Here is a 14,488-nt window from a genome sequence, read left to right as displayed (position 1 = left end):
ACCCGGGGATAATAAAAGCATTCACCCGTGTAGGTGACGGCAGTGCGCAGGGAGAGACGGGGATGCCCGTGAGGACCAACCCGACGGGACGTCAACTCCGGCTTGGCGCCGAGCTGCGCAAGCTGCGCGAGCGCGCGGGCCTGACCTCAACGCAGGCCGCGGAGTTGCTCGGCATGAAGCAGGCGCAGGTCAGCAACATGGAGACCGGCCGACTCGGGGTGAGCGCCGAGCGCGTACGCACGCTGGCCTGCCACTACGACTGCCCGGACAAGGCACTCGTCGAGGCGATCGCCGGAATGACCGGCGACCGGAAGCGCGGCTGGTGGGAGGAGTACCGCGAGCAGCTCTCCCGTCCGCTGCTCGATCTGGCCGAACTGGAGCACCACGCCCGGTCGTTGCGCGACTTCACCACGGCCCGCGTTCCCGGGCTGCTCCAGACACGCGAGTACGCACTCGAGATCTTCCGTCAGGCGGTCACCGAACTCTCCCCGCCCGACATCGAGCACCGCCTGTCGTTCCGCATCAAGCGCCAGGCGATCCTCTTCCGCGAGGAAGAACCGACACCGTACGAGGCGATCATCCACGAGGCCGCTCTGCGCATGAAGGTCGGCGGCCCCACGGTTGCCCGCCAACAGTTGCAGCACCTGCTCGACATGAATGACCGGGACCACGTGACCCTGCGCGCCGTCACCTTCGACGCCGGGGCCTTCCCGGGATCCGGCCAGTCGATCCACTACGCGCGCGGCCCGGTACCGCAGCTGGACACCGTCTATCTCGACCAGGCCCACGGCCTCGCCTTCCTCGATGCCGAGGCACAGTTGCACAAGTACCGCACGCTGTTCGACCGGATCGAGGCTGTCGCGCTCGGCCCGGAGAAGACCCAGGACCTTGTCCACAACGTGATGCGAGAGCTGTGAAGGACATGCCCATGAACCCGCGCTGGCAGAAGTCGTCGTACTGCTCCGAGGGCGCCTCCTGCCTCCACGTCGCCACCGCCACCGAAACGATCCACCTCACCGAAAGCAGCGACCCCACCCGCGCGATACTCACGGCCACCCCCACCGCCTTCGGCGCCCTTCTCCTCGTACTCAAGAAGGAAACCGCCCGTGTCTGACATCCCCCCGAACCTCACCTGGGAACGCGCCGCCCCACCCGACGCCACCGGCCCCGGACCCTGGATCGAGATCGCCTTCGGCGAGGGCGACGACGGTGACGCGCCCGTCTACATCCGTGAGACCAGCGCCCCGGACAACGTGGTCACCACCAACCGCCGCAAGTGGGACGCCTTCGTACTCGGCGTGCAGGCGGGCGAGTTCGACCACTTCGTAGAAGACGCGTAGACGGATGACGGCGCGCTGCCAAGCCTGCGGGCGGACGATCGACAGCACCGGCGGACCGGGGCGGACCGCGTCGTACTGCTCGCAGGCGTGCCGGCAGCGGGCCTACCGCGAGCGGCGGCGGCCGGCCGGTGTTCCCGCGCAGGAGCTGGTGTCGGACATCGGGGAACGGCTGACCCGGCTGCGTCTGGAACCCGCACTCGCGTTCCAGGCCGACGTAGAGGCCCTGTCACCCCGCTTCGCCCAGCTGCGGCGTCTCGCACGCGAGGCCGGCGAGGCGGTCGAAAACGTCACACCCACCGACGTGACGAATTCCGGCGAGGACGACACCCTCACGGCGCTCATCGAGGCCCACCGCCGCGAACTCCGCGTCCACTGTTACCGCCTGCTCGGCTCGTACGACGAGGCCGAAGACCTCACCCAGGAGACGTTCCTACGGGCCTGGCGGGCCCGCGAGACGCTGGACGGCGTCGACAACCCGCGCGCCTGGCTGTACAAGATCGCCACCAACGCCTGCCTCGACTTCCTGCGCAAGCAGAACCGGCGCCCGACGCCGTACGAACCCGTACCCGGCATGGACTCCGGAGACGGCCCGCCACCCCCGCGGCTCCCGTGGCTGCAGCCGTTCCCGGACGATCAGCTGCCCGAGGCCCCCGCGCCGCAGCACGAGCCCGACGAGCAGGCCGTGGCGAGCGAGACGCTCGAACTGGTCTTTCTCACCGCCATCCAGCAGCTCCCGCCCCGCCAACGGGCCGCGGTGATCCTGCGCGACGTCGCCGGATGGTCGGCCCAGGAGACCGCCGAACTGCTGGACACCAGCGTCCCCTCCGCCAACAGCGCGGTCCAGCGCGGCCGTTCGACGCTGCGGCAGGCGTTGCCGGGGCGGCGCGAGGACTGGTCGGCCCCCGCTCCCGGCGCCGAGGACCTGGCGCTGCTCCAGCGCTACCTGGACGCGTTCGCCCGGACCGACATCGACGCCATGGTCGAGCTGGTACGCGAGGACATCGTGCTCACCATGCCGCCGAACCCGTTCTGGTTCACCTCGCGGGACGCGATGTTCGCCTTCGTACGGCCGAACCTCGACCCCGCGTCGCCGATGTTCGCCGGGCATTGGCGGGTCCTGCCGGTGCGGGCCAACGGCCAGTTGGCGGTCGCCGGCTATCTGCAACGGCCCGGGACCACCGTGTTCCGGGCGCAGCTCATCGACGTACTCCGGGTCGCGGACGGTCGTATCGCCCAGATCACCACCTTCGAACCGCATCTGTTCCCCGCGTTCGGACTGCCGATGACGCTCTGATGGCGCTCTGATGGCGCTCTGATGGCGCTCTGAGGATTGATTCCGCGCTGCCGCGATGAGTTTTCCCGGCCCGCACGTCCCACGGAGTGACGGGCGCACCCGGCGCCCTCAGTCACGGAGGCGGAGAACCATGCTGAAGAACAAGGTCGCGGTCGTCTACGGCGGAGCCGGTTCCCTCGGCGCGGGCGTCGCGAAGGCGTACGTACAGGCGGGGGCGCGGGTGTTCCTGGTGGGCCGTACGGAGGACACGCTGCGGAAGGCCGCCGCCGAGGCCGGTGCCGAGTACGACGTGCTCGACGCGCGGGACGAGGACGCCGTCGAGGCCCATGCGACGTCGGTCGTCGAGCGGGCGGGGCGGATCGACATCTCCGTCAACCTGGTGCCGCGGGGCGACTTCCAGGGCGTACCGCTGACCGAGATGTCGGTCGAGGACTACACGCGTCCGGTGACGCAGGGGATCACCTGCCAGTTCATCACCGCGCGGGCCGCGGCACGCCGGATGGCCGCACAGGGCTCGGGCGTGATCCTCTCCCTGGACAGCGGGTCCGCCAACGGCAGCCCGATGATGGGCGGCACCGCCGCGGCCGACGGCGCGATCGACGCGCTGATCCGCCAGCTCGCCCAGGAGGTCGGCCCGGCCGGCGTCCGTGTCTGCGGGATCTGGACGGCGGGCGTCACCGACAGCCTGACCCCCGAGAAACTCACCGCGGCGGGCGCCCCGGCCATGGACGAGGCCGCGGTGGACGGCATCCGCTCCCACCTGGACAGCCTGCGGATGACGAAGCGCTCGCCCCGGATCGCGGACATCGCCGCCCTGGCGACGTTCCTCGCCTCCGACGCCGCTGCCGCCATCACGGGTACCTGGATCAACGCGACCGCCGGAATGTTCGCGAGCTGACCGGGCAACCGAGTCGCCCTGGACTTCGAGCCACACGGCATCGGCGTACGCCGCAGCCTTGGTACGACTCCAGTATGATTCGGGTATGACCACGAAGATCACCGTGTCGCTCTCCGACGAAACCGCAGGTTACGTTCGCGCTTACGCACCCGACGGCAATGTCTCCGCGTTCATAGACCGCCTCATCCGACGGCAGATCACACTGGACGCGGCGAGGCAGCTCGCTGCGGCCGGTTACAGCCCGGACCTGGACGGCGAGGGCGACGCGTGGTGAACAGGGGTGACATCTGGCAGGTCAAGGGCGCCCAAGGTGAACGTGCTGTCTGCGTCGTCAGCCTCGACGGGCTCGACGAGACCTTCGGCGCCTGCCTGGCCATCGCCCTGCATCCGCCTGGTGCCTACCCGGACACGATCATGTCCGTGCATCTGAACGCCCCCGTCGAAGCCGTCGCCGTGGCTCTCAACATCACGCAGCTCAAGACTGCACGCTTCCACGACGGCACTTTCCTGGGAAACATCGGCCCGGACGCCCTGGCCCGCATCGACCAGGCCCTGCGCGCAGTCCTCGATCTCTGACCGGAACCGGCGATGCGGCCGTCAGCTCCGTTGCTCACGCCGTCAGCTCCGTCTGGGCCGGCGCGCTGGAGACGGTGTCGTGGCGGATGTACCACTCGGTGGACAGGAACCGCTCCCGGACGGCCGCCGGGAAACCGGCGAGCAGGCCCGGGGCGGCGCCCCGCTCCACCTCACTGCGATGAGCCAGTACGGCGGCCCACTTCCGCTCCAGCCAGGGGCTCACATCGACGGTCGCGGTGATCAGCTCGTCGGGGACCGTTCTCATGGCCTTGCCGACATGCGCGAACTCGCTGAGCGCCTCGACCGCCGAGTCCGGGTGCGTCGCCAGGTAGAGCGCGCTCGGCCGCCAGGGTTCACCGGCCTCCGGGTAGAGCCGCTCCAGCCCGGCCGCCTGGACCGCGAGCGTGGTCACCCGGTGGGTGTGCACATGGTCCGGGTGGCCGGTCACCCCGCCGTACGCATCGTGGGTGACCACGATCTCCGGGTGGAACTGACGGACATGCGCCACCAGCCGCCCCACCGCCTCGTCGAGCGGCGCATCGCACAGCCGCGCCCGGCCAGGAGCGGACTCCGGCACCCGGGCATCGGCATAGCCGAGCATCCGCGGCTCACCGGCACCCAGGATCCCCAGCGAGTCCGCGAGTTCCGCACCACGCCGGGTGCCCTCGGTCCAGGTCGCCGTCACGACAGCCGTCCGGGCACCCGCGGCCGCATGCCGGGCGAGCACCCCACCGGAGAACAGCGACTCGTCGTCCGGATGAGCGAAGACCCCGAGCAGACTCGGCACCGACACTGTCATGGATCGACCACCTCCCATGAGCACCAATACTCATGTACGACACCACGCGCCCCGGCAGACTGTGGGTTCCGCAACACATCGACAGGGGAGCGAAGTTGAGACGGACGAGTCGTGCGCTGGCCGTGACGGCACTGGTGGCCTGCGGGCTGACGGGGGTGGCGGCGGGTCCGGCCGCCGCGTCGAGCGATGGCCTGCTGCCCCATCCCGGTCCGGAGGGCCTGGTCTGGGTGGAGGAGCGGACGGGAGACGGCGGTGTCGTGTCGGCGGGCGCGTGGAGCGGGCTGCCGACCGTGCTCACGGTGGCCTGCGAGGGCGGCGGCAGCGTGCGGGTGACGATGGAGTCGCAGGACGTGCAGGTCGCCGCGTTCTCGGTCGACTGTCCTGCCGGGACGGCGGGGGTGGGTTCGGTGACCCTGCCCGCCGGCGTGGTCACTGGCTCTTTCGGCGTGGGTGTGGATGCCTCGGCGGACACCCTTCGGTGGGCGCTGACCGTGACGCAGCCGGAGGGCTGACGGCGTAGCGTCGGTCCCCTATCGCTTATCGCTGGGCGGCCGGCTGCTTCAAAGGCCAGGTAACTCCGGTCAGTTCCTCCGACACCGTCCACAGGCGGCGGGCCACCGCCGGATCGCTCGCCGCCTGCGTACGACCCACCAGCGTCGGCGCCCCGCGCATCTCGCCCAACCCGTCCGGTCCGACGTAGCTCGCACCCGGCAGATCCTGCGTCGCCGCGTACAGCGTGGGCAGGGCGCCCGCGCGGTCGTCCTGGGCGAAGAACCTGTTGCCCAGCGCCATCCCGGCGCGGGCGACCGGGTTCGCCGCGTGGCTCTGGAGGTTGGTCGCCGCGTACCCGGGGTGGGCCGCGTACGCCCGTACCGACGAGCCCGACTCCGTCAGCCGCCGCTGCAGTTCCAGCGTGAAGAGCAGGTTCGCCAGCTTGGACTGGGCGTAGGCCCGGCGCGGCGTGTAACCCGCCGTCAGATTCAGGTCGTCGAAGGCTATGGTCACCGCTCCCCAGCGGTGCGCTCCCGACGACAGCGTCACCACGCGGTCCTGGATGTACGGCAGCAGCAGGTTCGTCAGGGCGAAGTGGCCCAGATGGTTCGTGCCGAACTGCATCTCGAAGCCGTCCCGGGTCTGCTGCCGCGGCAGCATCATCACGCCCGCGTTGTTGATCAGGACGTGGATCGGGTCCCGCCATCCGTCCGCGAAGTCACGTACGGACCGCAGATCTGCCAGGTCCAGCCGCCGCACCTCCGTACTCCCGGACACGGTCCCCGCTGCCGCCCGCCCGCGCTCCAGGTCCCGTACGGCGAACACCACATGCGCCCCCACGCGGGCCAGCGCGTCCGCCGCGGTCAGCCCGATGCCGCTGTTGGCGCCGGTGACGACGACGGTGCGGCCGGTGAGGTCGGGGAGGTGCGTGACGTTCCACTTGTGAGTCTGCTTGCTCATTTTCTCAGCCATGCCCTGAATGTAGGCGTCGCCCACAATGATGTCAATGACAACAATGATGGCATCGCCAACAAAGCTGGCGTCGCCTACATCGAGTTACGATGAGCCCCATGCCCGCAGCCACCCGCCCTTACCACCACGGAGACCTCCGCTCCGCCCTGCTCGCCACCGCCGAGCGCACGCTGCGGGAGAGGGGCGTCGCCGAGCTGTCCCTGCGCGAACTGGCCCGCGAGATCGGCGTCAGCCACGCCGCCCCCGGCCGGCACTTCAAGGACAAGCAGGCCCTGCTCAACGCCCTCGCACTCAGCGGATACGAGCGGCTCGCCCAGGCCCTGAGCACCGCCGACGACCCCGAGCTGCCGCTCGAGTCCCGGCTCACCGGGCTCGCCCGCGCCTATCTCCAGTTCTCCATCGACAACGCCGCCCTGCTGGAGCTGATGTACGCCCGCAAGCACGAACCGGACGCCGCCGAGCAGATGGCCGCCGGCGTCGACCGCACGATCGGTGCACTGGCCCGCGTCCTCGCCGACGCCCAGCAGCGCGGCGAGATCATCGAGGCGGACCCCGAGCACCTCACGCTCTTCACCGGCGCCGCACTCCACGGACTCGCCTCCATGACGGCCGCCTGCATGCTCACCCCGGAGGCCGCCCTCGACGGCGTCGACGAGCTGGTCCACCACATGCTGCACGGCCTCAAGCCACGCTGACGGCACGTCACCACACCGGCAGGCCACCGCTGCTGAGCCACGGCCCGTTCGTGCGCCCGGGCCGGCGGAGGATAGCCTTCATCCGGAGGTCAACGACGGAGCCACACGAAGGTTCCGCTCAGGCCTCATTGCCCGGCGTAACCCGCCGTGATACACAGAGTGACCGTACGAGCTATTCGTACGAATCCCGCCCATCAATGGCGCCAAGTCGACATACGACAGCGGAATTGTCGGCGAGAATGAGACCTGACCTCTGCGCACCGCAGGGGATGCGGAACTACCCAACAGGGGCGGTGACTTACATGCTCTTTGCGGCCGACAAGGGAGACATCAACACCATCATCGGCGGGATCGCTCCGGACTGGGGCCCCTTCGGGGCACTGGGGGCCGAAGCGAAGACGATGATCCAGGTCGTCATGGCGGTCGCCATCCTGCTCTGCCTCGGCATCGCCATCTGGGGCGCCGCGAAGCAGCGCATCGGCGCGACAGCGCTGCGCGACACCTTCAGCGCGGAACAGGGCAAGGGCCTCATCGTCGCCGGCCTCACCGGAGTCTTCATCATCGGCTCACTCGGCACACTCTTCACCATCGTGTACGGCATGGCCGTGTAGCGACCTGCCCCTCCGGGCGCCGGTCCGGTTCCCCTCTCCCCTACCCCACCCGCCCGTCGTGCCCCCGGCTGAGGTTGCGTTCCCCTGATGTCCCTGATGTCGAGTCACCACACCGCGCCCGTGCGGGAACCAGCACGGCTACCGTCGTACATCTACGCGGTCCGCTATGACATCAAGGGGGCGTACGGCGCATGAGTCTCGGAGACGAGCACGAGCCCTCCGGGGGTTACGGCGGCACGGGGCACACCCGCACCCGCCTGCCCGAAGGCGACGGCACCGGCGACGTCTACGGCGGCGCAAGACGCGGCCCACGCTCCTCCTCCCGGAGCCTGGTCACGGTCGTCGGGGTCGTGGTCCTCCTCATCGCCGCAATCGCATTCGCCAACCGCGGAGGAGACGATTCCCCAGCGGGCACCGGAGCAAGCGCGGACAAGCCGGAGGCGGGGAGCACGGCGGCGAGCGGGGAACGGCCGGTGGAGTCGACGGCGGGCGGGATTCCGACGGGGTACGCCCACAACCAGCAGGGGGCGGAGAGCGCGGCGGCCAACTACTCGGTCGCGCTGGGATCCGCCGAGATGTTCAGCAAGACCCGGCGCGACGCGATCCTGCAGACCATCATCACGCCGTCCCGCGTCTCATCGTTCGAGGCGACGCTGGATCAGGCGTACACGCCGGCCTTCAACAAGAACGTCGGTCTCAACGAGGACGGCTCCACACCGCAGGGCTACACATTCGTGTCCCGCACGAGCCCGATCGGCACCAAAGTCACCGAGGCCTCCGGCAACAACGCAACCGTGGAGGTCTGGTGCAGCGGCCTCCTGGGCCTCGCCGGCGAGAACTCCACGAACCCAGTCACCAACAAATGGTTCACCATCACCATCAATCTCGAGTGGACCGGCGGCGACTGGAAGATTGTGACGCACTCTCAGAAGGACGGCCCTGCGCCTGTACCCGGCGACGACAGGGCTTCCAGCGCCGACGAGATGGCCAAGGCCGTCGAGGAGTACGGAGGGTTCACGTATGCCCGCTAGCCGCCGCGTACTCACCTTGACCGCTGCCGTCGCAGCCGTGCAGGCGACAGCGGTACTCACGGCCACCCGTGCCTTCGCCGCTCCCACACCTACGCCCAGCAACGACCCGTGCGACCTGATCCACGGTCCCGCCAAGGACTACTGCGAACGCGGCAACAACAGCGGCGACTCCTCCGGCGGATCCACCCTCAACGACCCCACCTCCACCCTCGACCCCCTCTCCTCCCTCGCCAAGGGCTGCGCGGACGCCGCCGCCTGGACCGTCAACAAGCTCAGTGACGCCGTACAGGACACAGCGAACGTCGACTTCACGAACACGAAGTTCCTCCAGCAGTACGCCGTCGTCTTCGCGGCGTCGACGATCCTCACGCTGCTGCTCTGGCTGCTGGCCGTGGCCAAGCGAGCCGTGCGGGGCGTCCCCCTCTCCACGGCGATCGGCGAAGCCATCGGTTTCCTCTGGCTCACCGTGCTGGCGTCCGCGTTCACGCCCCTGATCCTCTACACGGTCGTATCGGCGACGGACGGCGTCACCGACGTCCTCGCAAAGACCACCGGCAACCAGACGGACACCTTCTTCGGCACCTTCTCCGGCGCCCTGGAGAAGGGCGAGGACATCGGCGGCGGCCCGATCATGCTGATCGTCGTCTCGCTCGTGTCGATCCTCGCCGCCGGCGTCCTGTGGCTGGAGCTCGTCATCAGAGCCGCCCTGCTCTACGTCGGCGCCCTCCTCGGCACCGTCGTCTACGCCGGCCTCGTCGACAAGAACCTGTGGGGTCACGTCCGCCGCTGGGCCGGGATCATGATCGCGGTGATCCTCGTGAAGCCGGTGATCGTGATCGTGCTCGGCCTCGCCGGCGCGCTGTCCACCGACGACGGCCCCGACGCCTTCTCCGCCGTCGTCTCCGGCCTCGCCATCATCCTGCTGGCCATCTTCGCGTCGGCGATGATCTACCGCTTCGTCCCCGGCTTCGGCGACGAGATCGCCGGCTCCCGCAACAACCGCATCATGCAGGGCGCCGAAGGCAAGGCAGCCGCGGTCATCAGCTCCCCGGCGACCCTGGTCGCGCAGGGCATCAAGACACACAGCTCAAGAGCCGACAACAACGGCGGCGGCAACCAGGCCGGCACACCCCGCCCCGCGAACCCCGCCTCCGGCGGCGTCGCGGCACACAGCACACGCAACTCGAACGGCGGCGGATCCGTCCCCTCCGCCGCACCCGCCCCCCGTTCGAGCAGCAACGTCAACACACCTCACGCCAGCAACACACGCAACAGCAGTACCAACCGCACGGGAGGTGAAGGGCGTTGACGACTGATTCCCACACGGCCCATTTGTCCCATCCGGTCACGCCCCGCCGTACATATCTGATCGGCCGCGCCCGGCCGAACGCGATCATCGGCCGGAATCGTGAGACCGGTGAGATCGCGCTGATCATCGCGGGCGCGTTCCTCGGCATGATGTGCGGCCTCCTCGTCCCCGTCCTGTCCCTGCGCATCGTGCTGCTGATGGGCTTCCCGCTGCTCGCGCTGGCCGCGGTCTACGTGCCGTTCAAGCGCCGGACGTTCTACAAGTGGTACGAGATCAACCGCTCCTACAAGCGCACCCTCAAGCAGGGCACCGTCTACCGCTCCGGCGTCATCGAGGCCGGCATCCAGCTCGACGGCCGTGAGATCGAGGTGGGCCCGCCGCCGGGCATCGGCCGTATCACCTGGCTGGCCGCTCCGTTCGGCCCCGACGAGATCGCCGTACTGCTGCACGCGGACCGCAAGACCGTCACCGCCGCCATCGAGATCGAGGGCCCCGGCGTCGGCCTGCGCGACAGCGAGGACCAGGAAGCCCTCGTCGACCGCTTCGGCACCCTGCTGAAGCACGTGGCGAACGGCGACGGATTCGTCACCCGGCTGCAGATGCTCGCCCGCACCCTCCCGGCCGACCCGGACGCGCACGCCAAGGACGTCGCCGTACGCGGCGACGACCGCGCACCGGGCTGGCTGGCACAGTCGTACGACCAGCTCCAGTCGATGGTGTCGACGAGCAGCGAGCAGCACCGCGCCTACCTCGTCGCCTGTATGCACTACTCCCGCGAACTCGCCGCCGAGGCGAACGCCATGGCCCGCGCGGCCCGCCCGCACGGCGGCAAGGCGGACCGGGACGCGGGCCTCGCGGTCGTCATGGCCCGCGAGCTGACCGACATCTGCTCCCGGCTCCAGGAAGCCGACATCCGCGTACGACAGCCGCTGGGCCAGGGCCGTCTCGCCTCGCTCATCCACTCCATGTACGACCCGGACCACCCCATCGACCACATCCAGGCGATGACGAAGCGCAACGCCTGGCCGGCCGAGCTGGACGCCATGGAGCCGACGTACCTCCAGGCGAAGACCCGCGAGTCCTCCACCCGCGCGCCCTGGTGCCACGCCACGGCCTGGGTGAAGGAGTGGCCGATGACCCCGGTTGGCGTCAACTTCCTCGCCCCGCTCCTCGTCCACACCCCGGACGTCATCCGAACGGTCGCCGTGACGATGGACCTCGAGCCCACCGAGGTAGCCATTGAACGCATGCTGACCGAAAAGACGAACGACGAGGCCGAGGCATCCCGCCAGGCCAAGATGAACCGCACCGTCGACCCGCGCGACATCGCCTCCCACAACCGTCTCGACCAACGGGGAGAGGACCTCGCGAGCGGCGCGGCCGGGGTCAACCTGGTCGGCTACATCACCGTCTCCTCCCGCAATCCGGAAGCCCTGGCGCGCGACAAGCGGACCATAAGGGCCTCGGCCGGGAAGTCGTACCTGAAGATCGAGTGGTGCGACCGCGAGCACCACCGCGCCTTCGTCAACACACTGCCCTTCGCCACCGGCATCCGGAGGTAGGACCTGATGCGGGATCCGCTGTCCGCCCTCACCGACGCCTTCACGTCCTTCCTCTTCGGCAAGGTCGAGACGACCCGCCTCCCGGTGCGCACCTCCACGGGCCAGGCCCAGGCCGTCTACCTCCCCACCGCCGCCCCCGGCCTCGGCGACTCCGGCGTGATCATCGGCCGCGAGGTCTACTCCGGCAAGGGCTACATCTACGACCCCTTCCAGCTCTACGGCCAGCAGCTCCCCGCCCCCCACTGGCTGGTCCTCGGCGAATCCGGCAACGGCAAGTCGGCCCTGGAGAAGACCTACGTCCTACGACAACTGCGCTTCCGCGACCGCCAGGTCGTCGTCCTCGACGCCCAGGGCGAGGACGGCGTCGGCGAATGGAACCTGATCGCGCAGGAGCTGGGGATAACTCCCATCCGGCTGGACCCGATGGCGGCCCTGGACATGGGTATCCGGCTCAACCCGCTCGACCCGGCGATCACGACGACGGGCCAGCTGGCGCTCCTGCGCACGATCATCGAAGTGGCGATGGGCCACGGCCTGGACGAACGCTCCGGCTTCGCCCTCAAGGTCGCCCACGCCTACGTCAACGAGACCATCGTCGAACGCCAGCCCGTCCTCACCGACATCGTCGACCAGCTACGACACCCCGAGCCGGAGTCGGCCGAGGCGATGAACGTCGACATAGACGACGTACGGGCGTGGGGCCTGGACGTGGCGCTGGTGCTGGACCGCCTCGTCGACGGTGACCTGCGCGGCATGTTCGACGGCCCGACGACGGTCGGCATCGACCTGGACGCCCCGCTCATCGTCTTCGACCTGTCCCACATCGACCGCAACTCCATCGCCATGCCGATCCTCATGGCGATCGTCGGCGTCTGGCTGGAACACACCTGGATCCGCCCCGACCGGAAGAAGCGCATCTTCCTGGTCGAGGAGGCCTGGCACATCATCGCCAGCCCCTTCGTGGCCCAGCTCTTCCAGCGCCTGCTGAAGTTCGGCCGACGGCTCGGCCTGTCCTTCGTGGCCGTGGTCCACCACCTCTCCGACGTGGTGGACGGGGCGGCGGCGAAGGAGGCTGCGGCGATCCTGAAGATGGCGTCGACGCGGACGATCTATGCCCAGAAGGCGGACGAGGCGAGGGCGACAGGCCGGGTGCTCGGTCTGCCGAGGTGGGCCGTCGAGATCATCCCGACGCTCACTCCAGGCATCGCGGTGTGGGACGTCAACGGCAATGTCCAGGTCGTCAAACACCTGGTCACCGAGACGGAACGGCCTCTCGTCTTCACCGACCGCGCGATGACCGAGTCCTCCACCGACCTCACGGACGACGCCCTGCACGCCGCCGAGCTGGAGGCGGAGGAACGGGCGGCGGCCTTCGTGGAACAACACCTGGGTGACCTGGACGGCTCTTCGGAGTCGACGGTGGCGTAAGAGCGTGAGAAGAGCGTGAAATGAGACACGACGACCGCAACCGCCGCCAGGACACCCAGGGCGGCATCCCCGACGGCCTGCTGATCGGCATACTCGCGTTCCTCCTCGGCATGACCCTGCTGATCTGGTCGGCGGCGGGCCTGGCCGGTGTGCTCTCGCACGGCGCCTGGCCGGAAGCGGTCACCTTCACCCGCACCCCTCTCGCCATGCGCCACCTCATCGCCCATCCCCACGACATCACCGGCGCCTGGCCCGACACCCCCGCCGCCCAACTCTCCGGCTACGGCCTCTTCTGGGGCCTGTTCATCGGCCAGCTGATGATCCTGGTCGTCCTCACGGTGTTCGTGATGGGCACGGTGGCGAGATGGCGCGTGGTCCGGGCAAACAGACGAGTGGAACGGACGGCACCGGTGCCGGAACCCGTGGTTCAGGAGGTCCCGATGCCGCGCACGGAGCCCGAGCCGAAGTCGCTGCCCGAGCCGGCGGTCACGCCGCGGGAAACGGTGCCACCGGTGGAACCGGCCCCCTTCCCGGCCAACGGTGAACAGGTGGGCGGATGGGAAAAGATCGTCATCGCCGCCAGGGAAGCCCGCCAGACCACCGCAACCCAAGCCGTACGAGACGCGACAGGCCCCACCCTGGTCGTCACGTCCAACCCCTCCGTCTGGCAGGACACAAAAGACCCCCGAGCCAAGCTCGGCCCCGTCCTCCTCTACGACCCCACACACCTCTGCGACACCCCGGCCCGCCTCCACTGGTCACCCACGGCCGGCTGCGAAGACAAGGCGACGGCGGTCGCGAGAGCCGCGGCCCTGCTCAGCCCGGTCCGGCCGACCGCGAAGATCGACCAGGCCGTGGCCGACACCGCCGAAACGCTCCTGCGAAGTTACCTGCACGCCGCCGCCATCGACGGCCGCACCATCCGCCACGTCCACCGCTGGTCACAGGGCATGCAGGTCCAGGACGCCGTACGAACCCTCCGTACGAACCCGAAGGCGGCCCCCGGAGCCGCCGGCGAACTGGAGGCAACCCTCACGGCACATCCCGAACGCAGGGACATCGCCCAGGAGTTGACCACCAGAGCCCTCGCCGCCCTCTCCACGATCAACGTGCGAGAGACCTGCACACCCAACCGAAGTGACGCTCTCGCCCTGGATTCCTTCGTCGACGAAGGGGGCACGCTTTATGTGGTGGGTGAATCCATCGAGGACCCCAGGACCAGTCCCGGCACGATGCCCTTCCTGACGGCCCTCGTCTCCAGCGTGGTCGAGCGCGGCCGGCGCATGGCCGAACGGTCATCCTCCGGTCGCCTCGACCCACCACTGACGCTCGTCCTGGACGACGTCGCCGCCGTGGCTCCGCTCCCCCAGCTCCCGGAGCTGCTGGCCACCGGAGCGGACCGGGGCCTGCCCACCCTGGCCCTGCTCCGCTCCCGGGAACAGGCCCGCACCCGCTGGCCGCACGACGAACTCCCGGTCTGA

At 69.4% G+C, this 14,488-nt stretch carries 17 protein-coding genes; 15 read left to right on the top strand and 2 right to left on the bottom strand.

All coding sequences use genetic code 11. The features are described 5' to 3' along the window. Nucleotides 1-62: 62 nt before the first annotated feature. The 7 genes from OG828_RS26630 (at nt 63) to OG828_RS26600 (ending at nt 4,108) form a co-directional block, all read left to right on the top strand. Nucleotides 63-917 (top strand): helix-turn-helix domain-containing protein, encoded by an 855-nt coding sequence (locus tag OG828_RS26630; protein WP_328502522.1) that lies wholly within the window; start codon nt 63-65, stop codon nt 915-917. Nucleotides 918-928: 11 nt separating this feature from the next. Next, on the top strand, nt 929-1,114 hold the full coding sequence (locus OG828_RS26625; protein WP_328502521.1) for a DUF397 domain-containing protein: 186 nt from the start codon (nt 929-931) through the stop codon (nt 1,112-1,114). Further along, a complete protein-coding gene (locus OG828_RS26620) occupies nt 1,107-1,340 on the top strand; it encodes a DUF397 domain-containing protein (RefSeq protein WP_328361930.1) in 234 nt (77 codons plus the stop codon). The genes OG828_RS26625 and OG828_RS26620 overlap by 8 nt, the downstream gene beginning before the upstream one ends. A 4-nt stretch (nt 1,341-1,344) precedes the next feature. Next, nucleotides 1,345-2,634: an RNA polymerase subunit sigma-70 gene (locus OG828_RS26615; protein ID WP_328502520.1), complete on the top strand. Its 1,290-nt coding sequence runs from the start codon at nt 1,345-1,347 to the stop codon at nt 2,632-2,634. A gap of 130 nt (nt 2,635-2,764) precedes the next feature. Continuing rightward, nucleotides 2,765-3,532, top strand: a complete 768-nt coding sequence (locus OG828_RS26610; RefSeq protein WP_328439918.1) for an SDR family NAD(P)-dependent oxidoreductase — start codon at nt 2,765-2,767, stop codon at nt 3,530-3,532. 85 nt (nt 3,533-3,617) lie between these two features. Next, a complete protein-coding gene (locus OG828_RS26605) occupies nt 3,618-3,806 on the top strand; it encodes a toxin-antitoxin system HicB family antitoxin (protein ID WP_328361919.1) in 189 nt (62 codons plus the stop codon). After that, nucleotides 3,803-4,108 (top strand): hypothetical protein, encoded by a 306-nt coding sequence (locus tag OG828_RS26600; RefSeq protein ID WP_328502519.1) that lies wholly within the window; start codon nt 3,803-3,805, stop codon nt 4,106-4,108. Before OG828_RS26605 ends, OG828_RS26600 begins: the two co-directional genes overlap by 4 nt. Before the next feature lie 34 nt (nt 4,109-4,142). Here OG828_RS26600 and OG828_RS26595 read toward each other — a convergent pair whose 3' ends face one another. Further along, complete coding sequence (locus OG828_RS26595; RefSeq protein ID WP_328504944.1) at nt 4,143-4,901, bottom strand: PIG-L deacetylase family protein; 759 nt, start codon at nt 4,899-4,901, stop codon at nt 4,143-4,145. A 101-nt stretch (nt 4,902-5,002) separates the two neighbouring features. Here OG828_RS26595 and OG828_RS26590 point away from each other — a divergent pair, with 101 nt between their 5' ends. After that, nucleotides 5,003-5,419 (top strand): hypothetical protein, encoded by a 417-nt coding sequence (locus OG828_RS26590; RefSeq protein WP_328361914.1) that lies wholly within the window; start codon nt 5,003-5,005, stop codon nt 5,417-5,419. A gap of 25 nt (nt 5,420-5,444) precedes the next feature. On the opposite strand, the gene OG828_RS26585 is transcribed toward OG828_RS26590, so the two are convergent. Then, the gene (locus OG828_RS26585; RefSeq protein WP_328502518.1) at nt 5,445-6,371 is read right to left on the bottom strand and encodes an oxidoreductase; all 927 of its coding nucleotides are present in this window, start codon (nt 6,369-6,371) and stop codon (nt 5,445-5,447) included. 89 nt (nt 6,372-6,460) lie between these two features. Between OG828_RS26585 and OG828_RS26580 the strand changes: the two genes are divergently transcribed. From OG828_RS26580 to OG828_RS26550, 7 genes are all read left to right on the top strand, one after another. After that, complete coding sequence (locus OG828_RS26580; RefSeq protein ID WP_328361908.1) at nt 6,461-7,066, top strand: TetR/AcrR family transcriptional regulator; 606 nt, start codon at nt 6,461-6,463, stop codon at nt 7,064-7,066. A gap of 302 nt (nt 7,067-7,368) precedes the next feature. Further along, the gene (locus OG828_RS26575) at nt 7,369-7,677 is read left to right on the top strand and encodes a hypothetical protein (protein WP_210582519.1); all 309 of its coding nucleotides are present in this window, start codon (nt 7,369-7,371) and stop codon (nt 7,675-7,677) included. 191 nt (nt 7,678-7,868) lie between these two features. Next, nucleotides 7,869-8,708: a hypothetical protein gene (locus tag OG828_RS26570; protein ID WP_328439914.1), complete on the top strand. Its 840-nt coding sequence runs from the start codon at nt 7,869-7,871 to the stop codon at nt 8,706-8,708. Next, nucleotides 8,698-10,017, top strand: coding sequence for a hypothetical protein (locus tag OG828_RS26565; RefSeq protein WP_328439913.1), 1,320 nt, complete (start codon nt 8,698-8,700; stop codon nt 10,015-10,017). Before OG828_RS26570 ends, OG828_RS26565 begins: the two co-directional genes overlap by 11 nt. Continuing rightward, nucleotides 10,014-11,579 carry an SCO6880 family protein gene (locus OG828_RS26560; protein WP_328361899.1) on the top strand — a complete coding sequence of 522 codons (1,566 nt, stop codon included), beginning with the start codon at nt 10,014-10,016 and terminating at the stop codon, nt 11,577-11,579. The genes OG828_RS26565 and OG828_RS26560 overlap by 4 nt, the downstream gene beginning before the upstream one ends. Nucleotides 11,580-11,585: 6 nt before the next feature. Beyond that, complete coding sequence (locus tag OG828_RS26555; RefSeq protein WP_328361896.1) at nt 11,586-13,007, top strand: ATP-binding protein; 1,422 nt, start codon at nt 11,586-11,588, stop codon at nt 13,005-13,007. A 20-nt stretch (nt 13,008-13,027) separates the two neighbouring features. Further along, nucleotides 13,028-14,488 (top strand): TraM recognition domain-containing protein, encoded by a 1,461-nt coding sequence (locus OG828_RS26550; protein ID WP_328502517.1) that lies wholly within the window; start codon nt 13,028-13,030, stop codon nt 14,486-14,488.

Source organism: Streptomyces sp. NBC_00457 (assembly GCF_036014015.1).
Lineage (GTDB): Bacteria > Actinomycetota > Actinomycetes > Streptomycetales > Streptomycetaceae > Streptomyces.
The sequence above is the reverse complement of the archived record's forward strand: the minus strand, read 5'-3'. Positions and strand labels throughout refer to the sequence as shown.